The following is a 26,777-nucleotide window of genomic DNA, read 5'->3' as shown; positions in this document are numbered from 1 at the left end:
CCTCACTTCCTCACAAACACAACCCTTCCGCCAAACAGCGTCATAATGCAGGTCATGTCCTTGAGGCTCGCCGTGGGCACCGCATAGGGATTGCGGTCCCACACGGCCACGTCCGCCAGCTTGCCAACCTCGAGAGAGCCCGTCTCCTTCTCGAGGAACAGCTGCCGCGCCGCCCAGATCGTGTGGCTCTTCATCGCCGTGTGAATATCGACCGCTTCTGCCGTGCCAAACGGTGCCTTGCCAAAGCGGTTGCCATCGGGTTCACGCGCCACGGAGGACCACAGGCCATAGCGCGGCGCATAAGGCGTCACCGGATAGTCCGATCCGTCGCTATAGAGGATGCCGCGCTTCACGTAGGTCGCGTAGGGCATCATCTTGACGCTGCGCTCCGGCCCCCATCCCGCGGCCAGCGCATCGCCCAGAAACCACAGGAATTCCGCCTGCGCTTCGGGATAGCCGGAATCGTACTTCTTCTGCAGGTCGGCCATCACGTCGATGGCGTGGTCGGTCGGCAAGTTGGCGTGGATCAGGCTGTGGCGCAGGCCCTGCTTCGGCCACTTCTTCAGCGCCTCGGCATAGGCATCGACCACCGTATCAATCGCCCGGTCGCCAATCGCATGGGTGCCGATCGGCATGCCTTCCCTGGTAAACAGGTCCACCATCTGGCGGTAGACATCGGTGCCCATCATCGGAAAGCCCGTGCCCGGATTAGCATGCGAAGCATCGGTCTCGAACGGCTGATAAACCCACGCCGTGCGCCCCGCGCCCGATCCATCAAGGAAGATCTTCACCCCGCACACATCAAGGTTGCGACCCTTGAGCGCGAGCAATTCCCGCTTACGCTGGCGATAGTCATCCACTGCCGCCCGCGCCGCCGTCATGTCGGTCTGCGCGAACGTCAGCGTGCAGACATGGACGTTCAGCGGCGCCTGCTTCGCCGCAGCGGCATAGACATCCCACTGCAAACGCCCGGTGCGCGGGTCCTTGAAGCCGGTCAGCCCTTCGGACAGCGCGCCCTCGATCACATGGGTCAGCCCCTTGGTCCGTGTCGCCGCATCTACCGGTGGCACCAGCTTGTCGAGCACGTCCTGCGCGCTGTCATAAATCACACCCGTCAGCGCGCCGCTGGCGTCCTTGTCAAAGCGCCCGCCCGCAGGATCGGGCGTCTTGGCGTCAACCCCCGCCAGCTTGAGCACCGCGCTGTTGACCAGCGTATAGTGCCCCGTCGTGTTCCCCAGCGCGACCGGATGCCCGCCCGAAACGGCGTCCAGCTGGGCAAGGCTCGGCGGGTGGTGCTCGGCAATGCGGCTCTCGTTCCAGCCCGAACCTGTCACCCAAGCGCCCGCCGGCAATTCCGCCGCGCGCGCCTTCACCCGCGCGAGGAAATCGGCGACGGAGGAAGCCTCGCCCAATTGCAGGTTCGCAACCTCGTCGATCCCGCCTTCCAGCGCATGGGCATGGGCATCGATCATCCCCGGCGTCGCGGTCTTGCCCGCCAGATCGATCACTTTGGTGCGCTTGCCGATGTAGGCGCGGATGGCCTTGTCGCTCCCCAGCGCGACGATCCGCCCGCCCCGGATAGCCATGGCTTCCACCACGCGGTCCTTGGCATCGACTGTCAGGATCGTCCCGCCGCGCAGCACGGTATCAGCCGGCGCAGTTTTCGCCCCCGCTGGCGACACCGCCAGAACCAACGCCAGCGCGCCCGAAACCGCGATCTTCCGCATCACAATGCCCCCTCAGCCACCCGATGCGCCAAGGGGTACGCCCACGCCCCGCGCTGTCAAGCAGCGACGGGACTGTGCGGGCCGCCCCTCACGGCATGATGCGCTGCAATTCCTTCTCGCCGTCGAGGAACTGGTGCTTCAGCGCGCCGATCACGTGCAGCGCAAACAGCGCCCACAGCGCATAGCCCAGGATCTCGTGCGCTTCGCCAAAGCTGTCGTGCACGCTCTTCTTGGTCACCTCGTCGAGCCCCATCACCATGCTGATGCGCGGCCATTCGAACAGGCCGAACCACTGCATCGGATGCGTCGCGGCGTCCTTCCATGCCGAATCCATGATCCAGCCCGTCAGCGGCATCGCGAAGATGAAGGCATAGAGCGCCCAGTGCGCCACATGGCTCGCCTTTACTTCCCACGGCTTGTAGCTGGCGGGGAGCGCAGGCGGGGTATGCGTCAGCCGCCACAAGAGCCGCATCACGGCAAGGCCCAGCACCGTCACCCCGATCGATTTGTGCGCATCGATCAGCGGCCGCACGTTCTCGTCGCCCACCGCTTCCCAGATGTTGGGCAGCAGCAGGTTCACCAGAATGCCCAGCGCGATGATCCAGTGAAGAGCAATGGCTACGCCGCTGTATTTCTTGATCATGATAGTCTCAGCTCCGATCGGACCATTGCCGATTGTTCACGTACTTGCCCTTCAAACGCAATAGCCGGTTCAGGTTGGCAAGGCTATGGCCCGCACCCATGCCGCCACTCAATGCCGTTCTCCTCGCCGAGTCCCCGCGCTTCACCCCGCGCCCCATTCCGCTCGTCAGCCGCCTGATCGGGATCGCCGCGCCGCTGCTGTTCATCCTGCTCACCGCGCAGGCGTTTTATCGGCAGGGCCTCGGCATGTGGTCGGTCGGTGTGGCCTATATCCTCTATGATACCGCGCTGCTGCTGTTCACCGCGTGGCAGATCCGCAAGCTGGTGGCCGATTCCAGCCGCCCGGTGCCCCACACGGTTGACGCGCCCTCCCTCGGCGTCATCGTCGCCGCGCATAACGAAGCGGGCGTCATCCACCTCACGATCAACCGCCTCCTCGCGCAGGCCCAGCCGCCCGAGGCGATCCTCATCGCCGACGATGGCTCCACCGACACCACCCCCGCGGTCATGCTCGAGACTTACGGCCTCCCCGCGCCCTGCATCGGCGGCATGGCCGAGACGGTGATCGGCGCGACCCGCCTGCAATGGCTGCGCCTGCCCCATGGCGGCAAGGCCCGCGCGCTCAATCAGGCGCTGCAGCACGCGCGCACCGATGTCGTGCTCACCGTCGATGCCGATACCCTGCTGGAGCCCGGCGCGATTGCCGCCATGCGCACCGCCTTCCTGCGCGATCCCGCATTGGTCGCCGCCACCGGCGTGCTCCAGCCGATCTGCGGGCCGTCGCTCCCGGGCCGCCTGTTCGAATGGTTCCAGTCCTACGAATACGTGCGCAATTTCCTCTCGCGCCACGCGTGGATGCAACTCAACGGACTGCTGCTGATCTCGGGCGCCTTCGCCGCCTTCCGGCGCGAGGCGGTGCTCAGCGTCGGCGGGTTCGATCCCGATTGCATGGTGGAGGATTACGAGCTCATCCACCGCCTCCACCGCCATTCCAACGATCACGGCCTTGGCTGGCAGGTCAGCGTCGTCGGCGGCGCGCTCGCCCGCACCGATGCCCCCGCCACCATCCGCGGCTTCCTCAAGCAGCGCCAGCGCTGGTTCGGCGGTTTCCTGCAAACGCAGTACTGGAACCGCGATATGGTCGGCAACAGCCGCTACGGCCTCGTCGGCACGCGCATGCTGCCGGTTAAAGCGCTCGATACGCTGCAGCCGATCTACGGCCTCGCCGCCTTCGCGATCCTCATCTTTCTCGTGGTGACGGGCCGCTTTTATCTCGCCTTCCCGATCCTCCTCGTGATGATCGCCAAGATCGTGATCGACCTGACCTTCCACCTCTGGTCGCTCGGCATCTACAAGCGCTGGACCGGCCGGCCCGAGGGCCTGCGCTTCGGCCCCGCACTCGTCGCCGCGCTGCTTGAACCCTTCAGCTTCCAGCTCCTGCGCCACGCCGGCGCCGCGCTCGGCTGGTACGCCTTCCTCACCGGCAGCCAAACCTGGACCCGCGCCACCCGCAGCGCGCTGGAGCATCAGGCCTGAAGAGCGGGCGCACCGCGGGCTTGCGCTGACCGCCGCCCTTGGGCAAGTCCTTGGCCGATGCGGGGACAGGGGCAAGCGCGCGGCATGATCGTCGGAATTGATCTCGGGACTACCAACAGCGCCATTTCCGTCTGGCAGGACGATGCACCGCAGCTGATCCCCAATGCGCTGGGCGAAATGCTCACGCCCTCGGCGGTCTCGGTCGGCCGCGACGGCACGACTTATGTCGGGGCTGCTGCGCTCGACCGGCTGGCGACTCAGCCAGAAAGCACCGCGACCAGCTTCAAGCGCTACATGGGGACAGAGCGCAAGTTGCGGCTCGGCAAGAAGGACTGGCGGCCGGAGGACCTCTCCGCGCTCGTCCTGCGCGCGCTGTGCGACGATGCGGAGGCCTACCTCGGCAGCCGCCCGACTGAAGCGGTGATCACCGTCCCGGCCTATTTCAACGACCGCCAGCGCAAGGCAACGCGCCATGCGGGTGAGCTTGCCGGCCTCACCGTGCGCCGCCTGATCAATGAACCGACTGCCGCCGCGCTCGCCTTCGGCCTGCAGGATCAGGAAGACCGCGAGCCCTTCCTTGTCTTCGATCTCGGCGGCGGCACGTTCGACGTCTCGATCGTCGAAAAGTTCGAAGGCGTTGTCGAAGTGCGCGCCTCGGCGGGTGACAACCGGCTCGGCGGCGATGATTTCAACACTGCGCTCGCCGCGCGCATGCGCCCGCTGGTCGATCCCGAAGGCCGGCTGGAAAAGCTCGACGCCCGCCAGCGCGAGGCGATGCTCCACCGCGCTGCCGAAACCGCCCGGCGCCAGCTCTCGGTCGAGGACAAGGCCACCTTCGCTGTCGTGATCGGCGAAGACCGCCTGACCGCGGAAGTCTCTGCCGACATGTTCGAGGCTGCCTGTGAAGACCTGCTGCGCCGCCTACGCGAGCCTGTCGCGCGGGCTTTGCGCGATTGTGCGTTCGATGTGGCGGAACTGGGCGATATCGTCCTCGTCGGCGGGTCGACCCGCATGCCCATCGTGCGCAAGGCGATCACGCGCATGTTCGGCCGCTTCCCCAACAGCAATGTCCACCCGGATCACGCGGTGGCGCTGGGTGCCGCGATCCAGGCGGGCCTGCTCAGCCGCGATGCCGCGCTTGATGAGATCCGCATCGCCGATGTCTGCCCCTTCACGCTCGGCGTCGATTCGGTCGAACGCGATTCGCGCGGCGGCATGCAGCACGGCGTATTCTCGCCGATCATCGATCGCAACACGCCCGTCCCGGTCAGCCGGGTCAGCAACTACCGCACCGTGCAGGACAACCAGAAGGAAATCCTGTTCAACATCTATCAGGGCGAGGCGCGCGAGGTTTCGGGCAATATCCACCTCGGCGCGATCAAGGTACCGGTGCCGGCGCGCCCGGCGGGCGAAGCGGGGGCAGACGTGCGCTTCAGCTATGATAGCAGCGGCCTGCTCGAAGTGGATGTGACTGTCCACGAAACCGGCGTCACCCGCACTCTGGTGATCGCGGGCGAGGCAGAGACGCTGACCGACCGCGAAGTTGCCGCGCGGCGCGATGCGCTGGCCAAACTCAAGTTCCATCCGCGCGAGGATGCCGAGAACGTTGCGCTGATGGCCCGCGCCGAACGCATCTACGAAGATTTCGTGGGCGAGGAGCGCCGGATGATCGGCCAGTGGATCACCGATTTCGCCGGCGCGCTCGATAGCCAGGATCCCCGCCGCATCGCCGAGGCGCGCGGCCTGCTTCAGCAGCAGCTGGAGGCGGCCAGCGGAAATTCGCTGCTGTGACGCCGTCCGCCGCGCTCCGGCACCTTGGGCTTCGCGCCGGCGCGGATGTCCCCGCCATCCGCAAGGCCTATGCCGCGCTCTACAAGGCAATGGACCCGGATGCCGATCCGGAAGGCTACGCGCGCCTGCGTCAGGCCCGCGACATTGCCCTGCGCGCCGCCAAGGTCGCCGCTGCCCCGCCGCCTCAGCAGCCGGTCGAAGCTGCGGATGTGCCCGAAGAAACCGCCGCGCACCCGGCCGAGCCGTGGCTCTATGGAGCGCCCACGCTGGCGCACCCGCAGGCGGCGGACCTGCCGCTCCTCAATGCAGGGGCGGTGCCCCATGCCGAACCCGCTGTGCTCGCGCCGCAGCCGATCCACGCCCCCGCGACCCCCGCAGCCGCCCTGCGCGCGATCGCCGGTCCGCCGCTCATCGAAAGCGCCCAGCCGCTGCGCGCCGATGTCGGCTATCTCGCCCACCCCGATGGCGATCTGGCGCGGCTGCTCCACGATCCTGAGGCGGAGCTTGGCCCGCTGACCGACGAGCAGGATGCCTTCGCCCAGCGCTGCTTGCGAGTGCTGCTCGCCGAAGCGGCCACCGCCGATCTTACCCGCCATGCGCGGATCGAGGAGTGGCTCGCTGATCTCCTCGCCGAAACCTGGCCCCGCAGCGCGCCGCTTCTGCGCCCCAGTGCCGAAGCGTTTGGCTGGGAGAACGAACGCGGCCAGATCACCGAGCGACCCTCGATCGCCTGGCTCAACGCGCGCCTGCGCGGGCTGCGCTTCCAGGACAAGGTGACCGAGCCCGATCACCAGCTTCACAAGGCCTGGACCGAACTGACGCGCCCGGGCAGCGCCACCGTGATCGACAGGTTCCGGGTCAAACGCGCCGAAATCAACCAGCTTCTGGAAGGCGTGCGCAAGCACTTCCCCGAACTCGAAAACCACTTCCCGCGCGAACGCGTGGTTTCGTGGGACGACGGCGCGGCGGCGCGTGGGCAGGGCTTCGGCGTGTTCCGCATCTTTGGCACCGGCTTCACCTTCAACTCTGGCTACGCGATCTCGGTGGTCGTCGGCTTGCAGATCCTGATGGCCGTGCTGCGCGGCATCGCGCCCGATCCTGTTGCGCCGCCCGCCAACGTGTTCGGCCCGCCAGCTGCCCTCGCATCGCCCGATCCGCAGTTCATCACGATCCGCGACAGGGCGCTTGCAGAAGTGTTCGGTCAGGGCACCACGATCGAGCGACTGCGCGAGCAGCAGGCCAGCCTCGCCTCGGATTTCGAAGACCGCATCCGCGCCTCGCGCCGGGAAGGCCGCAGCGAAGCTGGTGTCATGGCCGATGTGCTCGAATATGTCCGGCTGCGCGCCCAGCTCGATGGCCGCAATGCGCAAGGCCCGATCCTGCGCAAGACAGTCGCCCTTCGCCTCGCGATGCTCGACGCCGCGAGCAAGCAGGGCCCCGATCTGTGCATGCGCGTGCTCAAGATGGAGAAGATGCAAGACCTCGTCGTGCCAGATGAAATCCGCACCAGGGAACGCGCCCTGGCGGCCGAAATGGTCGAGAAGGGCCTGCTCGCGGCGCCAAAGCCGCCCTCGGTCACCAGCGCGCGGATTCCGGGGGCGCTCATCGGCAAGGTCATCACTGTAACCGGCCTGCCGGAAAAGCGCGTGCGCGATGCGATCAGCAACAGCGGCAGCCCCTCGGATCAATGCAAGGTCACCCGAGCCCTGCTGCGCGCCGCGCTCGATGGGCAAGGCGGCGCCGAAGGAACTGCACTGCTGCGCGTGCTCTAGCGGCGGCCACCATCCCCCTTGCCAGTAGCGCCTCAACCCCGCACGATGTGGAGGCTTATTGGGGGAGGGCAGTCCATGGCATCACTGGCAATCACGCGGCGCGGTTTTATCGGGTCCGGCGGTGCGCTTACGCTGGCCGGCATCTCGCCCCGCGCCATGGCCGCCGTGCTCGATCCCGCGCCCACGCGCATCTACAAGGGTGCGCGCATCCACACGCTCGATCCCGCGATCCAGTCCGCCGATGCACTCGCCATCGCGGGCAGCCGCATCGTCGGCGTCGGCACCTGGGCCGAGCTCAAGTCGCTTGCCACGTCCCGCACCGAAGTGATTGATCTAGGAGGGCAAGCCATTGTCCCCGGCTTCAACGATGCGCACCTCCACGCCGTCGGTGAAAGCCTCCTTGGCGATGTGCTTGTCGGCAATCCGTTCGAGGTCGAGTTCTTCACCATCGACCGTATCATCACGCTGCTGCGCGATCGCGCCCTGCAAACCCCGCCGGGCCGCCTCGTGCGCGGCGAATTCTACGATGATACCAAGATCAAGGACGGCCGCCCGCTCGTCATGGCCGATCTGGACCGCGTTTCCACCACGCATCCGGTCATCGTCACCCACCGCGGCGGGCACACCGGCGTGGTCAATGGCTTTGCGCTGAAGAACGCCGGGATCACCCGCGATACGCCCAATCCCTTCGGCGGCACCTATGACCGCGATGCCAATGGCAATCTCACTGGCCGCCTCACCGATGCCGCACTCAATTTCGTGCGCGATGCCGCGAAGGAGCCCGACCTCACGCCCGAACAGCTGCGCGCCCGCGCCATTGCCGGACAGGCCAAGATCAGCGCCGAATTCGTCCGTTACGGCCTCACCAGCGTGTGCCACACCGCTCCGGGCCTCGTCGGCGGGAGTACCGGCCTTGCCGACGATTTCGCCGCGATCCAGCAAATCCGGCGCGAGGGCCGCCTCAACCACCGCGTGACCTATGAAACCTCGGGCGCCATGCTCGATGCCATGATCGCCAATGGCGTGCGAACCGGCTTCGGCGATGAATGGATCCGCTTCGGCGCCACTGCCGAGCAGTTCTCCGACGGCTCCTTCTCCGAACGCACGATGTCGCGCGCCACGCCCTATCCGGGCCGCACGCCGGCTTATTACGGCAATATCATGCAGACGCAGGAGGGCCTCGATGCCCTCGTCGAAAAGCAGATGCGCGCCGGGATCCAGCCCAATTTCCACGCCAACGGCGATGTCGCCATCGCCATGGTGCTCACCGCCTACGAACGCGGCATGAAGCTGCTCGGCCCCGCCGACCGCCGCCCCAAGATCACCCACTGCACCAATGTCTCGCCGCAACTTGTCGGCCGGATCAAGGCCTTGGGCGCGGTCCCGGCGCTGTTCACCAGCTACGCCTACTACAATGCCGACAAGTTCCATTTCTACGGCGCGGAGATGATGGAACACATGATGGCCTACCGCATGATGATAGACGCGGGCGTCCCGGTCTGCGCCGGCTCCGATTTTCCGCCCGGGCCGTTCGCGCCGCTCATGGGCCTCCAGGGCATGGTCACGCGCAAGGGCTGGAACGGGGAGATCTGGGGCCCCAGCCAGAAGATCACCGTGATGGAAGGCCTGAAAGTCCTCTCCAGCAACGGCGCGCACGCCTCGTTCGAGGAAGACCTCAAGGGCACCCTCAGCCCCGGCAAGCTGGCCGACATGGTCATTCTCGATGGCGATCCCGCCGCCGTCGATCCCGAAAAAATCAAGGATATCCGCGTCCAGCAAACGCTTGTCGGCGGCGACGTGAAGTACAAGGCATAAGGACCTCCAAATGACCTACCGCGTCGAATTCGTCGAACGCACCGGCATTCAACTCCTCGAATCCGGGCGCGGCCATGCGCGCTACCGCATGCCGCTTGCGGGCAACGAGAACCACGTCGGCGTGATGTACATGGGCGCCTTCACCGTACTGGCCGAAGCGACTGCCGCCATCCCCGGCATTTCGATCCTCGAACCTGAGCGCTTCTACCCGATCATCAAGGATATCGCGGTTGCCTTCCACAAGATGGCCGCGACCGACGTCTTCGCCGAATTCAGCCTCGACGAACCCGCGCTTGAAGGCCTCCTCGCTGATCTCGAACGCAAGGGCAGCGCGGGCTATCTTGCCGAATTTCCGATGGTGGACGCAGACGGCGTCACCGTCGCCACCGGCAAAGTCACCGTAAAATTGCTCTCGCACGGCTGGACCAAGGCCTGACCTGCACCGCCACAAGGAACACTGCATGATCATCCTGCCCGTTACTGCCTTCGTCACTGCCGTTTGTGCGATCATGCTTCTGATCACCGCTATCGATACCGTGCGCCAGCGCATGCGGATCGGCGCCGCCTTTGGTGACAAGGGCGATGCCAAACTGATCAGCGCGAGCCGCTCGCACGCCAATCTGGCCGAGCATGCGCCGATCGTGATTCTGATGCTCGGCGTGCTCGAATTGGCGCATGCCTCGCCGCTCGGGCTCAAGGTCGTGGCAGGGCTGTTTCTCGCCGCGCGCGCTGCGCATATCGTCGGCCTCTACGCGCCGGTCGATACCAAGCCGCCGCTGCCGCGCTCGCTCGGCGTGATCGGTACGTGGCTGACGATGCTGGTGCTTGCCGGCTGGTGCCTGCTGCTTGCGGCGCAGGCCTGATCCGATGGCCCTTCGCCTCAACCTTCGCCTTCTTGCTGGAACCGCGCTGCTCGCGCTGACCCCGCTTGCCAGCCGCGCCGATCCCGTACCCTTCGACGCCGTGCGCGGCGACCGGGCAGGGGGCTGGACCGCGCAAAGCCGCTCCGAAGTCATGGCGATGAACGGCATGGTCGCGACCAGCCAGCCGCTCGCCGCCGAAGCCGGGCTTGAAGTGCTGCATGCTGGCGGCAATGCCTTCGATGCCGCCGTGGCCACTGCCGCCGCAATCAACGTGGTGGAGCCCGAAGCGACCGGCATCGGCGGGGACATGTTCGTGATTGCGTGGGTCGCCAAGGAAAAGCGCCTCGTCGCGCTCGATGCCGCGGGCCGTGCGCCCAGCGGTGCCAGCCTTGAACGCTACCGCAAGATGTTCGGCGCGGCGATGCCGGAGGAAGGCATCCACACCGCGCTTGTCCCCGGCGCGGTCGATGGGTGGTCTGTGCTGCTCGCCCGCTATGGCAAGCTCGGCATGGCGCAAGCGCTCCAGCCCGCCATCCGCATCGCCGAGCAGGGTTTCCCGCTCACCGAACGGATCGGCGGCGAATGGCAGGTCAGCGCGAAGCTGCTGGCGAAGGATCCGGACTCGGCCAAGACCTACATGCCCGGCGGCAAGTCGCTCGGCTGGGGGGATATCTTCCGCAATCCCGATCTCGCCAAGGCCTTCCGCCTCATCGCCAGCGGCGGGCGCGATGCCTTCTACAAGGGGCCGATTGCCGATGCGATTGTCGCCAAATCCCAGAGCCTTGGCGGCGGTTTTGCCTTGAAGGACTTCGATACGATCCACGCTCGCTGGGTCGAACCGATCAGCACCACCTTCAAGGGCTACACCATCCACGAAATGCCGCCGAGCACGCAGGGTTTCGCCGTGCTCCAGATCATGAACATGCTCGAAGTCTGCCCGGCCAAACTCGGGCTCGATCCCGCCAAACTCGGCCCGCGCTCCGCCGATTACTGGCACCTGATGGTCGAGGCCAAGAAGCTCGCCTACGCCGATCTCAAGCGCTTCAATGGCGATCCGGACTATTCCGCGATCTCCGTCGCCCGCCTCGTTTCGAAGGAATACGCCGCGCAGCAATGCAGCCGGATCGACATGAAAAAGGCCGCCGCCATTGGCCCCGATGCGCCCGCGCTGGGCGGCACCGCCTATATCACGACGGCGGACAAGGACGGCAACGTCGTCTCGCTGATCTACTCGGTCTATGATTTCTTCGGCTCCGGCATCACCGTGCCCGGCTACGGCTTCACGCTGAGCAACCGCGGCAATGCTTTCTCGCTCGATCCCGCCAGCCCCAATGCCTTGGCCCCGGGAAAGCGCCCGTTCTACACGATCATCCCCGGCTTCGTGACGCAGGACGGCAAGCCTTACTATTCGTTCGGCGTGATGCAGGGCGGCCAGCAGGCGCAGGGGCAGGCACAGGTCCTCGCCAACCTCCTCGCCTTCGGGGCCAATGTGCAGAGCGCCAGCGACGCCGCCCGTTTCAACCACAGCCAGCAGTCCAACGTGCTGCGCCTCGAAAGCGGCCTCTATGATCTCGTCGGCACCGATCTCGCCGCGCGCGGCCACAAGGTGATGCGCGACGATGGTTCGGAAATGGGCGGCTATCAGGGCATCATGATCGATCCGAAAACCGGCGCCTACCGCGCCGGTTCGGACCACCGCAAGGACGGCATGGCGGTGGGGTACTAGGAGCGCGGACCCCAAACCCACCTCCAAACCTCGTCATTGCGAGGAGCTAAGCGACGAAGCAATCCAGAGCGGTCGTGCCTGACGCTCTGGATTGCTCCGCTACGCTCGCAATGACGATAGTGGGGGCAGGCAGCCCTTACGCCGCGTCCAGCGCTGTGCCCAGATCGGCGAGGATATCGTCGATATGCTCGATCCCGATCGAAAGCCGCACATAGCCCGGCGTCACGCCGCTCGCGGCCTGCTCTTCCACCGAAAGCTGCGAATGCGTGGTCGAGGCGGGATGGATCGCAAGGCTGCGCGCATCGCCAATGTTCGCCACGTGGTAGAACAGCCCCAGCGCATCGATGAAGCGCTTGCCCGCTTCGGCTCCGTCCTTGAGTTCGAAGCCGACCAGCCCGCCCTGGCCGCGCGTCAGGTACTTGGCGGCAAGGTCCGCCGCCCGGCCTGTCGCAACCGAAGGATGGATTACCGAAGCCACCTTGGGATGCGCGGCAAGGAACGCCGCCACCTTCACCGCGTTCTCGCAGTGCCGCTCGATGCGCAGCGGCATCGTTTCCAGCCCCTGGATCAGCTGGAACGCGCTCATCGGCGAGAGCGCGTTGCCCAGATCGCGCAGCAGTACCACCCGCGCGCGGATGATGTAGGCAATCGGTCCCAGCGGCTTGATGTCGCGCGCCCAGACCGCGCCGTGATAGCTCGCATCCGGCGTGTTGAGGTGCGGCTGGCGTTCGGGGAAGGCTTCCCAGTCGAAGTTGCCGCCATCGATGATCAACCCGCCGATCGAGGTGCCGTGCCCGCCGATGTACTTGGTCGCCGAATAGACCACCACCGCCGCGCCATGCTCGAACGGCTTGATCAGCAGCGGCGCCGCTGTGTTGTCCATGATCAGCGGGATGCCGTATTCACGTCCGATCGCGGCCACCTCGGCAATCGGAAAGACCTCCAGCTTCGGATTGGGCAGCGATTCGGCATAGTAGGCGCGCGTCTTGTCATCGGTCGCGCGGCGGAAACCTTCCACGTCCGCCGGATCGACGAACCGCGTCTCGATGCCCAGATCGCGCAGCGTGTTCGCCAGCAGGTTCCAGGTCCCACCGTAGAGGTTGGTCGAGGCGACGATATTGTCGCCCGCCTTGGCAAGGTTGAGGATGGCAAGCGTCGTCGCCGACTGGCCGGACGAGACTGCCAGCGCCGCCACGCCGCCTTCGATCGCGGCCATGCGCTGTTCCAGCACATCGGTCGTCGGGTTCATCAGCCGGGTGTAGATGTTGCCCAGTTCCTTGAGCGCAAAGAGGTTCGCGGCGTGCTCGGTCGAATGGAACTGGTACGAGGTCGTCTGGTGGATCGGCACCGCGACCGAGCCGGTCGTCGGATCGGCGCGCCAGCCGGCGTGGAGGGCGAGGGTTTCGGGCTTGGCTTTGCTGAGGTCGGTCATCGGGGCATCCTGCTCTGGAAGGTTATGATTATAGTCAATCAATTTGGTGGAGTTTTCAAGCGACGATAGAGCACGCTGTCCGCCGTCTTGCGCAGCGGTTCCCAGCCGGGCAGGCGCGTCGCCGGATCGATCCGGATCACCCACAGGAAGCGCGCCGCGCGCGGGATCGCGGCGACAACTTCGGGCAGGGCGGGCGAATCGCCGCAGGGCTCCATGAACGTGATCGTCGAAGGGTCCCGGTCGAACGGGGCAAGGCGCGGATTGTGGATGCTGATCAGCTGTCCGCTCGGCAGCTGCCACTGCCCGTTGTCAAACAAGTGCCGCCGCGCCAGGCCATAACCCATGATGTGCCGCCGCCGGTCGGTGTTCCAGCCGTTGCACTCGTCGATATAGAGCGAGACGAGGTTCACCCCGCGCGGTGCCGCCTCGATCGCGGTCAGCGTCTCGGCAAACTGGTGGCCGGCCAGCGCCATGCTCGCAGTGTTGGTGGCCAGCCGCGCCCCGGAGAATACTAGACCGCCGATCAGCAGCCAGCGCGTCAGCCGCGGATCGACGTGTTCGCCCGGCGCGCTGGCCAGCACCAGCAGCGCCAGAATCACCGGGCCCAGCCGCATGTCGGCAAAGCGCGATCCCATGATCGTATCGGGCATCAGCAGATAGAGCCCCAGCAGCGCGAGCGCCGCGGCCATCAGCCCCCAGTTCACAACGAAGCCGCGCGTGCGCAGGCTGATATAGAGCACCAGCGCGATCACCCCCGCGCAGGCTGCATCCCATCCCAGCCAGCGATCCGCCATCGCCATGATCAGCCAGACGATCTTGCGCGGCGCATCATTGTTGGCCAGCAGCGCGATGGCTTCCTTGCCCGGCCGCTGCGTCAGCACGCCGATGATCGGGCCAAGCAGCAGCGGCGCGGTCATCAGGCCCGTCGCGATCACCGTGGTTGCGAAACCCTTGCGGCCCCCCGGACCGCTGCGCCAGTTCGCCACCAGTGCGGTCATCCCCGCCACTAGGCTGAACACCGCCCAGCCGACGAGATGGCACACCCACAGCAGGAACCCGATCGGCACGAACAGCGCCGTGCGCAGCACCGGCCGCCGCTCCAGCGCAATCCACAGTGCCATGGCGTGGAAGGCCAGCGCGATCGAAAGTGCGAAATTGGCGAAACCGTAGAGATAGGGCAGCGAGATCGCGAGCGGCAGCGCATAGAGCGCGTTCACTCCGATCCGCCCGTGTGCTGCGCGCGAAAGCAGCAGCATGCCCGAAACCGTCAGTGGCGGAATCGATCCGACGATGAGGTGCACCGCCGGCTCCAGCCCCATGACCGGCGCGAGCAGCTGCACCAGCAGATCGACGCCGAGGTTGGGCAGCAGCCCCCATTCGAAGCTGTACCAATTGCGGAGTACTTCGGATCGGCCGGCATCGAGCTGCACCGCATAGCGCGCGATGTGTCCGCCAAGATCGATCAGCGGCAGCACCGGCGCTGCAATCGCGGGCAGGGCGGCCAGCGCGCTGAGCAGGAGAATAACCGCCAGCTCGCCCAAGGGCTTTTCGCGCGCCGCTGCGGTGCGCGTATCAACCAGTACCGAGAACGGCCATACCCTCATCCCATCCGCCTTTACGGTCGCTCCGGCGCTGCTGTCAAAGGGTGCTGGGCACCGCGCAAAACTGCGGCGCGATGGCAGATCAGGCGGCCCCGCGCGACATGCCCTTGAGGACAATTGCCCGGGCGCTGATCCGGGTGAAGATTAAATGTGTGTAAGGAAGCCTGTCCATGGCCGCCAAGCCGCGTTTGTCGGTTGCCGGTCCGGATTTTTCGTCATAATCGTTCGGCAGTTTTGAACTGTCCCAGTTTCGTAGAGGAGTGGCCATGAGCAATTTGAGAGGATACCTCGGTCTGATCGCCCTGTCTGCCGCCCTGGCGGCTTGCGGCGGCAAGAAGGAAGAAGCTGCGGCGCCTGCCGAAGCTCCTGCGGCGGCCGCACCGGCTGCTGATGCTGCTGCACCTGCTGCTGCAACCAAGGTTGCTGCCGACGCGACCGACACCCTCGACGGCACCAAGTTCGCCGACATGAAGGGCGATGCGGCTGCGGGTGAGAAGGTGTTCACCCAGTGCAAGACCTGCCACGTGATCGATCCGGGCGTGAACCGCATCGGTCCGTCGCTGCACGGTATCATCGGCCGCAAGGCTGGTCAGATCGCCGGCTTCTCCTATTCGAGCGCGAACAAGGAAAGCGGCATCACCTGGACGCCCGAGAAGCTTTACCAGTATCTGGAAAAGCCGGCCCGCGTCGTCCCCGGCACCAAGATGGCCTTCGCCGGCCTCGCCAAGGGCCAGGACCGCGCGGACGTGATCGCCTACCTGACCAGCGCGACGAAGTAAGCCTCGCTGCTTTCAGCACAGAAAGAGCGCCGCTCCCGGAAGGGGGCGGCGTTTTTTTGTTGCGGGTTTGGAAGGGGCTAATGTGGGCGTTACCTCCGCTCGCGAGCATGCGTGGTTCGGTGGCCGCTTTCCCCCAGATATCGACATTCCAGTCTCAGCGTCGGAACTCTGTTTATGGCAACACGGGCCATACCACGCGCTCTGCGCGTACACACCGCTTGGATCCCGTTGAACAACAATCCGTGACATAGGCCGAGACACGGCGTAGGGCGCCGCGATGTCGGTGCAGCCACGCCGCCACGCCGGTTGTGTTTGCAGGCGTGGGCGTCGCTCGCCATCAGATGCATCCTGGCGGATTGCGATCCCATCGCACGGGAAAGCAAGCGCCCCCCTTCGGAGACGACCCCGTTTATGGCAGGTTACAAGGAACCCGGGCTCGAGGCCCGGCGCGCGGCGGCAGCGTCTGCGCGAGAACAGGCACTCGCAAAGCTCAAGGCACGAGCCCCGCTGGATCCCGCAGCGCAGGCCGAACGCATTGCCGCGGCTGAGGCGCGTGAGAAAATCCAGGCCGAGAAGCGCGCGTTGCTCGCCGCGAAAAAGGCGCAGGAACTTGCCGAGAAGGCCGAGCGCGCTGCCAAGGTAGCGCCAGCACTTACCGAAGCGGAGCGCAAGGCGGCTCGGGACGCAAAGTATGCGGCCCGCAAGGCACGCAAGAAGTAGCGCTTGAAGCATCTTGCCAACGCCAGCGGCCTATCCGCTTTGAATGCCGGCGAGCACCTCGTCGACACCGCTTTCGTTCCGGATGGGAGCAGGCTCCGCCTCATCCGGAATGGGACTGATTTTGCGATCCTGCTCGACGACAATGAATTGATGAGCACCGACCTTTCGGCCTCGGAAGGTGTGCTCGCCAGCGCGGTCTGCGCCGAACTCGGCGGCCGCGACCCGGTTCACATGCTCATCGGCGGCTACGGCATGGGTTACACGCTGCGATCCGCTCTCCGGACGCTCGGACGCGATGCTGAAGTGACAGTTGCGGAAATCGTGCCGAAGATCGTTGAGTGGGCGAAAGGGCCCATGGCGCGCATCACCGATGGGTGCCTCGATGACCCGCGCGTGCAACTGGTGCAGGACGACGTTGCCTTTTTGATTGAATCCGCGGCGCAAGGTTACGATTGCATCCTGCTCGATGTCGACAACGGACCAGAAGGCCTCACGCGTCGGGCGAACGATTGGCTCTATTCCCGGGAAGGGGTAGCGGCCGCATGGTCTGCCTTGAAGGAGGGCGGAATTCTCGGCGTCTGGTCTGCCTCGCACGACGACAGATTTGCTGGAGCACTCGCCCGCAGCGGCTTCGCTGTCACGGTGATCGAGACCGATCGGGGGCCGGGTGCGTCCCCGACCGGGCACGGCGAACAGCATGTGATCATCATGGCAGTCAAGCGCGGTAACGACCAGACCGGTCGCTCGGATCAGCCAATGTGAACGTCTGTTCCTGACAGAAGTTGCGCATGGCTGCGGCAGCGTAGCTCCGCCATCGGACGCTGGAGCCAAATGATGCTAGGCCGCATCTCCATTCGCAACCAGCGTCGCTGCTTTGAAGGCCGCCAGGATTGCTCATGCTGCAATGTCGGGCCAAGGCCGAAATCGCGGCGCACAAAGCGCGCTGCGGCCGGGTTCTAGCGCTGAACGCCGCGCAGGCTCACTGATCCGATTGCAGCGATCATCGCCGGCAGGAACAGCAGCACCAATGGCACTGCCGCCAGCAGTCCGAAAATGATCGCCGTCGCGAGCGGCTGCTGAAGGCCCGCACCGCGGCTGACGCCAAGGGCAAGCGGACTGAGCGTGAGGATGGCGATCAGCGCCGACATAAGGATCGGCCGGAGCCTGCGGGCGCCCGCCTCACGGAGCCGCTCCAGCGTGACAGGCGCGGCCGGGTCGATTTCGGCGAGGAAGAAGATGACGAGTTCGGCCACCATGCCGACCACCATGGTCAGGCCCATCAGCGCGGAGATATCAAGCTCGATACCCGTCAGCCACAGACCGCAGATCACCGCCGCTGCCGATAGAAGGACGGTGGCGATGGCCGCGATCGTCCAGACCATGCGTTCGAAGAGGAAGGTCAGCAGCAGCGCGGCAAGCAGCAGCGCAGCGGCGAACACGAGGCTGAGATCGGCAAAGCTGCGCTCCTGCTGTGCGTAGAGCCCGCCGAAGTCCACGCGTATCGTCCGCGGCAGCTGCAGCCCGGCCACGGCCGCCCGGACATCCTTCATCGCCGAGCCGAGATCGCGCCCTTCGAGCCGCGCGGTGACGGCGATGAATGGCGCAAGGTCCTCGCGCGTCAGCTGTTTCTGGCCGGCGATGACCGAAATTCCCGCGATCTGGGAGAGGTAGACTGCGTGGCCATCAGGCGCGGTCAGTACCATCCGCCCAAGGTCCGCCGCCCGCCGGCGCAGGTCTTCAGGCGTGCGCACCCGCACGCTGACTAGCTGCTCGCCGATGCGCACCTGCGTGGCGCGGGTGCCGCCGATCAGCGCCTCGAGCTGGGTCGCTGCAGCGTCCGGATCGAGCCCGTGCTGTGCTGCGCTGCCGGGATCAAGCTTGATGCTGAGCGCATCGCCGGCAACACGCAGTCCGTCGACCACCTCGACCACACCGTCAACTTTGCCGACGGCTTCGCCCACCCGCCTTGCGGCGGCTTCGAGCGAAGCGGGATCATCGCCGAAGAGCTTGACTTCAATCGGCTGGGGCACGGCGGTGAGATCGCCAATGAGGTCCTCCATCAGCTGTGCGGTCTCGATCTCGATCCCCGGGACATTGGTGGCTATCTGGCGCCGGATATCTGACATCACCTCGTCGATCGGGCGGCGCGAGCCGTTCCTGAGGCGGATGAAATAGTCCCCTTCATCCGCTTCGGTCAGCCCACCACCGAGCTGGACGCCGGTCCGCCGCGAATAGCTCGCCACTTCCGGCGTCGCGATGATGATCGCCTCGACTTGTTGCAGAAGATGGTCGGTATCGCTCAGCGCAGCGCCGCTCTGCGCCTTGTAGTCGAGGATGAATCCGCCTTCGTCCATGGCGGGCATGAAGCCGGAAGGGACCTGCGACCAGGCGGCAAGGCCGAGCGCGGCCATGCCGATCCCGAGCACCGCGACGAACAGGGCAGGCCGCGCAAAGGCCCGGTCGCCGGCGCGGCTGTAGCCGCGCGCGAGCCATAGCTGGAAACCGCCCGCCCGCTCGGCGGTCTTGGCATCCTTGTCGCGCAGCCAGCGGGCGGCGACGAGCGGGATCACCAGCCGGGAATAGACGAGCGAAAGGCCGAGCGCCGCGACCATCGTGAGCGCGAGCGGCTTGAAGAACCCGCCGGTCACGCCGGTGATGAATGCCAGCGGGAGGAATACGACGATGGTGGCGAGGGTCGACCCGATCAGCGGGCGGCCCATCTCGGCGGAGGCATGGAGCAGGCCTTCCGGGCCTTTCGCCGTCCCGTCCTGCATGCGCCGCATGATATGTTCGAGCATGACCACCGCATCGTCGACCACCAACCCGACCGCTGCCGCCATCCCTCCAAGCGTCATCATGTCGAAGCCCATGCCCATGCTGGCGAGCACGAGGCAGGTGCCCGCAAGCACCGCGGGAAGCATCAACCCGGTCATGATCATGAGCCGGCCCGAGCGCAGGAACGCGAACAGCACGAGGCCAGCAAGCACCGCCCCCAAAAGGATAGCGTCGCGCACAGCTTCAGCGGCGCCTGTGACCAGTTCCGACTGATCGTAGAATGTGCTGACGGTGACGCTGGGCGGCAGCCCTATCGCCTTGAGCCGGGATTCGACCTCGTGAACGATCTTGACCGTGTCCCCGGCAAGCGATTGGCGGATATTGATCAGCACCGCAGGCTGCCCGTTGGAGGTGACGCGGATGAAGCTGGGTTCCACCGAAGGGTGGATCGTCGCAATCTGGCCCAGCGTGGCGACGCCGGTCGGCCCTGCCTTGAGCGGCGTTGCGGCGAGGTCGGCAAGCGCGGCTATCCGGCTTTGCGCCAGCACGAGATAGAGCCGGTGGCGGTCCTCAAGCTTGCCGACACCGCGCACGTCGTTGGCCTTGCCGATGGCGGCAGCGATATCGGCTAAGCTCAGCCCGATCGCCTGCGCCCGCGCAGGGTCAACATCAACGGCAAATTCGCGCGGTCCGCCGCCCAGCACATCGACGCCCGCGACCCCGGTTACCGCAGTCAACGCAGGGCGGATGGTGAGTTCGGCAATCTGGCGCAGCGCGGCGCTGTCGAGCGAGCGCGAGGTCAGTGCAATGCCCACCACGGGAAACAGGGTCGGATCGGAGCGGCGCACTTCGAAATGGGTGCCGGGCGGCAGATCGGTAAGCAGGTTCGCCAGCGCGCCCTGCGTGGCGAGCGTGGCGGCTGCCATGTCATGCCCCCAGTCGAAGGTGAGTGCGACTTCGGCCGAACCGCGGCTCGTGGTCGAACGGATATGCGAGACGCCGGGAACCGCACGCAGCGCGATTTCCATCGGCCGGGTGATTTCAGCCGCCATCTGCGCGGCATCGCGCTCGCCCGCATCGATCGCGACGGTCACACGCGGATAATCGATCGGCGGGAACAGGCTGACCGGAAGGCGCGTCGCGGCAAGAAGGCCGCCTGCGGTCAGCAGCACGAGCGCCAGCAACAACGCACGCGCGTGGTTGGTCAGCAAGCGCGTCACTTGGTACGCACCTTCATGCCGTCCTCAAGTGCGGTGCCGCCTTGCGTCACAACCAGATCACCGGCGGAAAGGCCCTTGACGATGGCGATCCGGTCAGCGGTCGCCGGCCCGGTCTCGACATCGCGGCGATGCGCGATACCCCCGCTGACCAAGAAGACAAACGGCTGCCCGCCATCATCGAGCAACGCGGCATAAGGCACGGTCAGGCCGCTTACACCGGTGCCGACACGAACCCTGCCCTGCACCGTCTCGCCAGTGGCGATGCCGGTGCCGGCCGGCAGGCGGGCGAAGACCGCGGCCAACCTGATCTGCGGATCGACGACGGGATCTACCGATGTGACGGGGACCGACAGTGCCGACCGGCCAGCTGTCGGCATGATCGCAATCGGCGTTCCGGGGCGTAATGCGCGCGCGGTGGCAGGATCGGCTCCAAAGCGCACCCGCACGTCCTCGAGGCTGCCGATCGTTGCGATCGGAGTGCCCGCTGTGACCATGTCACCCGGTTTTGCCGCCAGCGTTTCGACAAAACCGGCGGTGGGCGCACGCAGGGTGAGTGCCCCGGCACGGATGGCAAGGCTCGCCTGTGTCGTGCGCGCACTCGCCGCAGCGGCGCGTGCGGCCTCGACGTCGGCATCGCTCAACAGGCCATCGCTGCGCAGACGCAGCGCCCGTGCCAGTGCCGCCTCGGCGGTGCGCGCATCGGTCGCCGCCTTGGCGAGATCGAGCCGCGCGGCAGGCGCGGGTGTCAGCACGGCAATCAGATCGCCGCGCGAAACGCGCGTGCCAACAGGGGCGACAATCCGCGTCACCACCGCATCTGCGGCGGCGGTCAGTCCCTGCCTGCCGGTGGCCCCGCTCTCCGCCGTGCCAAACAGCGTGACCTCGGCGGCGATGGCGCCGGGTTCAGCGCGTGCCAGAGTAACGAGCGCGACCGGATCGGTCGCGACTTCACCATCGCTGCCAGTGGAGCAGCCGGCCAACAACAGGAGGGCAACGAAAGGTGCAGCAATTCGGATCATCGGGTCCATGTCTCGTTCAGGGTGCCGGTCAGCAGTTCCAGCGCGATCGTTTGCTCGGCGATGGCCTGATCATCCTGCGCCAGCAGCACCTGCTTATCGCGCAGTGCCTGTTCGGCGGTCTCTGCATTGGCGAGCGGCAGATCGCCGCGCGTTGCAGCGCTGCGGGCGGCTTCGGCAAAGCGTGTCAGGGCGGGCAGATCGGTGAGCACCGCGCTGCGTTGCTGGCGCGCGATGGCAAGGCCGTTCACCGCCGCCGCAATGTCGGCACGTGTCTGGAACAGGCGCGCCGTGTATTCGCTCCGCAGCGCCTCGCGCGTCGCGCGTTCGGTGGCGATCGCGCCGCGGCCCCGGTTCCAGACCGGCAAGTCGAAATTCACCGCCGGGCCGAGCGAGAGGTTGCCGCCCGAATCGCGCCCGGCGTTGATCGTGAGCTGGAGGTTGGGGAACTGATCGAGGATCGCCTTGTGCAGCGCGGCTTCCTGCGCGCCGTAGCCCGCCAGCAGGGCCATGAGATCGAAACGGCGCTCCTTGGCAAGATCGAACAGGCGCCCTGGTTCGGGCGCGCTCGCCATCAGCTGGGGCGGCGCGAGCACGAGCGCGGTAGACGGCGGCAGGCCGAGCAGGCGCAACAGTTCGAGCCGGGCGGCGGCCAGGTCTCGCGCGGTGGTGCGCTGGCGGTCGAGCGCATCGAAGGCGGCAATCCGGGCGGCCTGCACCTGATCTGCGGCGAGATCGCCCCGGCCTGCGGCGCGCATTGCGCGTTCCAGTTGCGACCGCGCAGTTGCCTCTGACGCACTGACGATCGGCAGCAAGCGCTCAAGGCTGCTGATCCGCACGGCCTGAAGTCGCGCCTGCCCCGCAATCTGCCATTCCGCCCAGGCGAGATCGAGCCGGACCTGCCGCGCCAGCGCCTCGGCTCCTTCGTGCCGCACTCTGGCGGTGCGCAAGGCATTGATATCCAGGCCGAGCGCACCAGCGAGATCAAGGAAGGGGTCTGGCCCTGAAAGCACCTTGTTCGCGCCCAGGCTGAAACTGGGATCGGGCAGCAGGCGCGCGGCAAAGGCCTGCGCATCGGCAATCGCGGCGCGCGCGCGCAGGGCCTTGAGATCGGGGTTTGCGATCACGGCAATCGTCGCGATGGCATTCTTGTCGAGCGGGCTGGCCAGATCGATGGCTGCCGGCGCAAGATCGGGCCTGCCAAGGCTCGCGGCATCGCGCGTCAGCGCCTGCTGAGTAGCCGAGTCGTCCAGCGCGGAGTTCAGCGGATGAGGCGTGTAGCTGGCACAGGCCGAAAGCAACAGGACGGCGGCGAAAGGCCAAGGCGGCCGCATGATCACGCGGCAAGCTTTGGCAGCACGAGCGTGACCCGCAAGCCCGGGTGGTTGTCCTCGATCTTCAGCTGGCCGCCGTGCGCTGCCGCAATGGCGGCAACAAGGTTCAGCCCCAGCCCATGCCCGGGGGTGGTGCGGCTCGCTTCGAGCCGGGCGAAACGGCGGGCGATCCGCGCATGATCGCCGGGGGCAACACCGGGGCCATTGTCGGCGACGGCAAGCAGGATGGTGTCACTCTCGGCACGGACCACCATGTTGATCGCAGTTCCGGCCGGGGTGTGCCGCTGGGCGTTGTCGAGGAGATTGATCGCGGCCTGCGCCAGCAACTCGCGGTCCCCCATGATGGCCAGCGCCGGTGTGATCTCGGCAGTCAGGATGCGTCCGCCGTCGAGCACCGCGGGCGCATAACTTTCGGCAAGGTCGGCTGCGAGGTCAGAGATGTCGACAGGGCGGAAATGCCGCCTGATCTCGCCAGCCTCGACCTCGGAGATGCGCAGGATTGCTGCGAACAGCGCAAGCAGATCATCGCTCTGCGCTAGTGCGCGCTTGAGCGCCTGGCGATGTGTCTGTGGATCGGCGCTGCCGTCGAGCGCGCCCTCGATCAGGCTGCGCAGGCGTGCGAGCGGGGTGCGCAGATCATGCGCGACGTCGGTCGAGACTTGCCGCAGATTGTCGAGCAGCGCGCCGATGCGGTCGAGCATGGCATTGAGCGCGATCGCGAGCTGGTCGAACTCGTCGCCGCGCGGCCCCACTGGAATGCGCGGGGCAAGGTCGCCAGCCATGATCGTCTGCGCCGTGCCGCTGATCCGCGCGAGCCGCTGGCGCAGATAACCGCCGAGCAGCAGCGCCCCGATCACCCCGAGCGCAATCACCAGCATGAAGGCGGCGGCAAACAGGGTGAGGATCGTGCGGTCGATCCGCTCGACACCTTCGCTGTCGATGGCAACGACCAGCCGCGAGCCGTCTGGCAAGGCACTCACAAGCGCCCGTGCCGGGTCGGGGCCTTCGCTAGGGTCGTCGAGCATCAGATCCTGGGCACCCACCCGGACCTCGTTGATCGCGAGAGTGCCGGCAAGCCTGTGCCCGGCCTTGTCGACCAGGGCATACTGATATCCGTCCTCAGGGTTCATCGCCTCTCGCTTGGCGACGGCGGCGGCGAGATCGGCGATGCCGCCCTCGTCGAATTCGCGCTGCAGCCCTGCGGTTTCCTCGGCGATGCCGATATCCTGCTGGTTCCTGAAGTCCGCATCGGCGGCGTAGTAGACCGCCACGCCGAGCAGGAGGATCGCCAGCGCAAAGGCCGCCGAATAGGTGAAGGCCACGCGGTAGGCAGCGCTTGCCATCAGCCGTCTAGCCACGGGCACGCATGCGGTAGCCGATCCCGCGCAAGGTTTCGATGGGATCGCTGCCGAACCCTTCGTTGAGCTTCGAACGCAGGCGGCTCAGATGGCTTTCGACGATGTTGGTCTGCGGGTCGAAGTGGAAGCCCCAGATGCTCTCGAGAAACATCGTCCGCGTGACCACTTTGCCTGCATGGCGCATGAGCTGTTCGAGCAGGGCGAACTCGCGCGGCTGGAGATGGACCTCGCGGCCTTCGCGCCGCACTTCGCGCTTCAGCAGATCCAGCGTGATTGCGCCCACTTCGAGCCGCGTGGTCGCCTCGTTGATCGGTAGGCGGCGCATCAGCGCGGTGAGCCGGGCAAGCAGTTCGGCCATCGCAAAGGGCTTGACCAGATAATCATCCGCCCCGGCTTCCAGCCCCGCAACCCGGTCGGTGATCCCCCCTAGCGCGGTCAGCAGCAGAACCGGCGTGCCGACTCCATCGCCGCGCAATCGCCGCAGCACCTCCAGCCCGTCGAGCCCCGGCATCATGCGGTCGAGCACGATGACGTCGTAGCCTTCGGCAAGGCCCAGGCGCAAAGCCGCATCGCCCGTGGCGGCGCAGGCGACGACATGGCCCTTGTCGCCAAGCGTCATGGCGACGAGCTCGGCGGTTCCGCTGTCATCGTCGGCGATCAGAACTCGCACCGGCCCCTTTCTCGTGATGTGAGTTCTCCGCGAAGTCGCAGGTGGTGCGGTCCGGCAGAGTGTTGCACCGCTATAGATTGGCGATGCATCGAAATGGTCTTCTAAAATCCCAATGTACATGAACGGCCGCTGCGGCAGGACCGCAAGCTTGTATCTTCCCAATGTACTGCCCACCCGGGCAATCGCCGCTGGCAAGCGCGGCAGGGGCAGGGCATTCACGCGGGGTCCCGCCCTCCCTGATTGCGAATTGCCCCATGCGCCGAATTCGCATCTCCCAGATGTCCCTCGCCGCGTTTTCGCTCGGGCTGGTCGCTGCGGCGCCGCCGCCGTCCTACGAGATTGCCGGCTCGATTGCCGGCCCTCATCGCGCGTGCGACGTATTCGAGCGCGATCGGCAACCACGACTATCGCGGCAATCCGCAGGCGCAGCTCGACTATGCCCGGACCAGCCCGCGCTGGCGCATGCCGCAGCGCCATTATCAGGTCTCCGGCGCAGAATCCGGCGTGCCGCAGCTCGACCTGTTCGTGATCGACACCTCGCCGACCGTCCACAAGTACCGGGACGAGGTCGACAGCGTGATCGCCCGCAATGTCGCCGCGCGATCGGGTTTTGCCGCCATGACGGTCGGGAAGGCCGGCCTTTCGCTCGAGTTCAAGGATTTGACTGGATCGCGCCTTTATCAGACACTTTTGGCGACCTGATGCGGGCCCCCGCGGTGAGCCCGACGTTCGCAAGCCAGGCGACTGTATATTTAATGGCTGTTGCATCAATGGATTAGGGGATGGGCAAGTGCGCAAGCGGAGCATCATTGGTTTGCTGGCCATTGCGGGCTTGGCGCCGCTTTCAGCGGGTTCGGTGCAGGCAAAGGCGCTGGACGTCTATCTCGAGGGCGATCCTTCCGGCCCGGCTCCTGCATCGGTTTCGGGCGGGCTGCTGCTGATGGGCGGGGGCGACCACGATATCGACGCCATGCGCTGGTTCATCGCCAAGGCTGGACACGGTCATATCGTGATCCTGCGCGCCTCGCAGCATGGCGAGGCGAGCACCGAGTTCTATCGAGAACTCGGCGGCGTGCTTTCAGCGGAGACGTTCGTCACCCACCGCCGCTCCGCCTCTTATGACAAGCATCTGCTCGAAGCACTGCGCAAGGCGGACGGCGTGTTCATCGCAGGCGGTGATCAGGCGCGCTATGTGCGGCGCTGGCGTGGCACACCGATTGCCGAGGCGCTCGATGCCCATGTGCGGGCGGGCAAGCCACTGGCGGGCACCAGCGCAGGTCTCGCGATGCTGGGCGAGTATCTCTATGGCTGCATGGATGGACACAGCTTGACGAGCCCCGAGGGCCTTGCCGACCCCTACGGGAAAGGCACAACGATAGAAACGGGGTTCCTCCATCTCGACCTGCTCAAGGCGGTCATCACTGACAGTCACTTCACCGAGCGCGGCCGGCTCGGCCGTCTCTTCGCCTTCATCGCCAAGGCGCAGGCAAGTCGCCCGGCCGATGCCCCGCCGCTGATCGGAGTGGGTGTCGACGAAGGTGCATCGCTGGCGGTCGAGCCCGACGGGACGGGCCATGTCTATCCGACAGTGGCAGGAACCGGCGTCTCGATCGTGTCAGGCGCAGGGATCGGCCGCGTGAAAGTGCCCGGACCGTTGCAGGCCGCGCGCGTGCGGGTGACTTTTGCCGGAGAGCAATCGGTGGTCCATCTGCCTGCGGGCTATGTCGATAAGCCGGACCGGGTGCAGGACTACAGCGCGGGCGGCGGGACGATCACGCAGCTGCCTTGACATGGATTGTTAGTCAGAAGGGCTGGGCAACGCTGAATGTCGGCCTTGTATGGAAGCTGCCGTTCGAAATGACGGGTGGAAACGTCCGGTAAGTCTAAGGATTTCGGGCGCTTGCGTACGGAATCCTGACATGGAGGAACCCGCGGGCCCCATCCAATGGTCTATGGGTAAAAGGGCTTTGGTGTGGATCGGGGTGACTGAGGCTGCCGTG

22 protein-coding genes are annotated in these 26,777 nt (G+C 66.2%); 12 read left to right on the top strand and 10 right to left on the bottom strand.

What is annotated here, in order from left to right:
- Nucleotides 1-2 precede the first annotated feature (2 nt).
- Both Q0071_RS00110 and Q0071_RS00105 read right to left on the bottom strand, forming a co-directional pair.
- Entirely contained in the window at nt 3-1,727 is a 1,725-nt protein-coding gene (locus tag Q0071_RS00110; RefSeq protein WP_298163934.1) for an amidohydrolase, read from the bottom strand.
- 88 nt (nt 1,728-1,815) lie between these two features.
- Nucleotides 1,816-2,370: a cytochrome b gene (locus Q0071_RS00105; RefSeq protein WP_298163932.1), complete on the bottom strand. Its 555-nt coding sequence runs from the start codon at nt 2,368-2,370 to the stop codon at nt 1,816-1,818.
- Between the two features lie 98 nt (nt 2,371-2,468).
- Here Q0071_RS00105 and Q0071_RS00100 point away from each other — a divergent pair, with 98 nt between their 5' ends.
- The 7 genes from Q0071_RS00100 to ggt all read left to right on the top strand — a co-directional run bounded on the left by Q0071_RS00100 (nt 2,469) and on the right by ggt (nt 11,872).
- Nucleotides 2,469-3,905, top strand: coding sequence for a glycosyltransferase (locus Q0071_RS00100; protein ID WP_298163930.1), 1,437 nt, complete (start codon nt 2,469-2,471; stop codon nt 3,903-3,905).
- A gap of 84 nt (nt 3,906-3,989) precedes the next feature.
- Nucleotides 3,990-5,696, top strand: coding sequence for an Hsp70 family protein (locus Q0071_RS00095; protein WP_298163927.1), 1,707 nt, complete (start codon nt 3,990-3,992; stop codon nt 5,694-5,696).
- Nucleotides 5,693-7,468, top strand: coding sequence for a hypothetical protein (locus tag Q0071_RS00090; RefSeq protein ID WP_298163925.1), 1,776 nt, complete (start codon nt 5,693-5,695; stop codon nt 7,466-7,468). The genes Q0071_RS00095 and Q0071_RS00090 overlap by 4 nt, the downstream gene beginning before the upstream one ends.
- Nucleotides 7,469-7,543: 75 nt before the next feature.
- Nucleotides 7,544-9,283 carry an amidohydrolase gene (locus Q0071_RS00085; RefSeq protein WP_298163924.1) on the top strand — a complete coding sequence of 580 codons (1,740 nt, stop codon included), beginning with the start codon at nt 7,544-7,546 and terminating at the stop codon, nt 9,281-9,283.
- Nucleotides 9,284-9,293: 10 nt separating this feature from the next.
- Nucleotides 9,294-9,719, top strand: a complete 426-nt coding sequence (locus Q0071_RS00080) for a DUF4442 domain-containing protein (protein ID WP_298163922.1) — start codon at nt 9,294-9,296, stop codon at nt 9,717-9,719.
- Nucleotides 9,720-9,744: 25 nt separating this feature from the next.
- On the top strand, nt 9,745-10,146 hold the full coding sequence (locus Q0071_RS00075) for an MAPEG family protein (RefSeq protein ID WP_298163919.1): 402 nt from the start codon (nt 9,745-9,747) through the stop codon (nt 10,144-10,146).
- Between the two features lie 4 nt (nt 10,147-10,150).
- The gene (gene ggt, locus Q0071_RS00070; RefSeq protein ID WP_298163917.1) at nt 10,151-11,872 is read left to right on the top strand and encodes a gamma-glutamyltransferase; all 1,722 of its coding nucleotides are present in this window, start codon (nt 10,151-10,153) and stop codon (nt 11,870-11,872) included.
- Between the two features lie 136 nt (nt 11,873-12,008).
- On the opposite strand, the gene Q0071_RS00065 is transcribed toward ggt, so the two are convergent.
- The 3 genes from Q0071_RS00065 to Q0071_RS00055 all read right to left on the bottom strand — a co-directional run bounded on the left by Q0071_RS00065 (nt 12,009) and on the right by Q0071_RS00055 (nt 15,173).
- Complete coding sequence (locus Q0071_RS00065; protein ID WP_298163914.1) at nt 12,009-13,304, bottom strand: PLP-dependent transferase; 1,296 nt, start codon at nt 13,302-13,304, stop codon at nt 12,009-12,011.
- Between the two features lie 38 nt (nt 13,305-13,342).
- The gene (locus tag Q0071_RS00060; protein WP_298163912.1) at nt 13,343-14,908 is read right to left on the bottom strand and encodes a GtrA family protein; all 1,566 of its coding nucleotides are present in this window, start codon (nt 14,906-14,908) and stop codon (nt 13,343-13,345) included.
- 79 nt (nt 14,909-14,987) lie between these two features.
- Nucleotides 14,988-15,173 (bottom strand): hypothetical protein, encoded by a 186-nt coding sequence (locus tag Q0071_RS00055; RefSeq protein WP_298163910.1) that lies wholly within the window; start codon nt 15,171-15,173, stop codon nt 14,988-14,990.
- Here Q0071_RS00055 and Q0071_RS00050 point away from each other — a divergent pair.
- From Q0071_RS00050 to Q0071_RS00040, 3 genes are all read left to right on the top strand, one after another.
- The gene (locus Q0071_RS00050) at nt 15,172-15,684 is read left to right on the top strand and encodes a cytochrome c family protein (protein WP_298163908.1); all 513 of its coding nucleotides are present in this window, start codon (nt 15,172-15,174) and stop codon (nt 15,682-15,684) included. The two genes, Q0071_RS00055 and Q0071_RS00050, sit on opposite strands and share 2 nt — an antisense overlap.
- A gap of 411 nt (nt 15,685-16,095) precedes the next feature.
- Entirely contained in the window at nt 16,096-16,404 is a 309-nt protein-coding gene (locus Q0071_RS00045) for a DUF6481 family protein (RefSeq protein WP_298163906.1), read from the top strand.
- 3 nt (nt 16,405-16,407) lie between these two features.
- Nucleotides 16,408-17,166: a spermidine synthase gene (locus tag Q0071_RS00040; RefSeq protein WP_298163904.1), complete on the top strand. Its 759-nt coding sequence runs from the start codon at nt 16,408-16,410 to the stop codon at nt 17,164-17,166.
- A gap of 194 nt (nt 17,167-17,360) precedes the next feature.
- Here the strand turns inward: Q0071_RS00040 and Q0071_RS00035 are convergent, their stop codons facing one another.
- Genes Q0071_RS00035 through Q0071_RS00015 form a run of 5 tightly spaced genes read right to left on the bottom strand, consistent with a single transcriptional unit; the run spans nt 17,361 to nt 24,777 of the window.
- Nucleotides 17,361-20,399 carry an efflux RND transporter permease subunit gene (locus tag Q0071_RS00035; protein ID WP_298163902.1) on the bottom strand — a complete coding sequence of 1,013 codons (3,039 nt, stop codon included), beginning with the start codon at nt 20,397-20,399 and terminating at the stop codon, nt 17,361-17,363.
- Nucleotides 20,396-21,427, bottom strand: coding sequence for an efflux RND transporter periplasmic adaptor subunit (locus Q0071_RS00030; RefSeq protein WP_298163899.1), 1,032 nt, complete (start codon nt 21,425-21,427; stop codon nt 20,396-20,398). Before Q0071_RS00030 ends, Q0071_RS00035 begins: the two co-directional genes overlap by 4 nt.
- Nucleotides 21,415-22,749, bottom strand: coding sequence for a TolC family protein (locus tag Q0071_RS00025; RefSeq protein WP_298164089.1), 1,335 nt, complete (start codon nt 22,747-22,749; stop codon nt 21,415-21,417). Before Q0071_RS00025 ends, Q0071_RS00030 begins: the two co-directional genes overlap by 13 nt.
- Before the next feature lie 2 nt (nt 22,750-22,751).
- Nucleotides 22,752-24,092: a HAMP domain-containing sensor histidine kinase gene (locus tag Q0071_RS00020; RefSeq protein ID WP_298163897.1), complete on the bottom strand. Its 1,341-nt coding sequence runs from the start codon at nt 24,090-24,092 to the stop codon at nt 22,752-22,754.
- 7 nt (nt 24,093-24,099) lie between these two features.
- Complete coding sequence (locus Q0071_RS00015) at nt 24,100-24,777, bottom strand: response regulator transcription factor (protein ID WP_298163895.1); 678 nt, start codon at nt 24,775-24,777, stop codon at nt 24,100-24,102.
- Nucleotides 24,778-25,128: 351 nt separating this feature from the next.
- On the opposite strand from Q0071_RS00015, the gene Q0071_RS00010 reads away from it, so the two are divergent.
- Nucleotides 25,129-25,479: a hypothetical protein gene (locus tag Q0071_RS00010; RefSeq protein ID WP_298163892.1), complete on the top strand. Its 351-nt coding sequence runs from the start codon at nt 25,129-25,131 to the stop codon at nt 25,477-25,479.
- A gap of 130 nt (nt 25,480-25,609) precedes the next feature.
- Nucleotides 25,610-26,566: a cyanophycinase gene (locus tag Q0071_RS00005; protein WP_298163890.1), complete on the top strand. Its 957-nt coding sequence runs from the start codon at nt 25,610-25,612 to the stop codon at nt 26,564-26,566.
- The last annotated feature ends 211 nt before the right edge of the window (nt 26,567-26,777 follow it).

This window comes from Novosphingobium sp., from assembly GCF_027486195.1.
GTDB lineage: Bacteria > Pseudomonadota > Alphaproteobacteria > Sphingomonadales > Sphingomonadaceae > Novosphingobium.
Note: the sequence above shows the minus strand (reverse complement) of the source record. Positions and strands in the feature narration are given on the sequence as shown.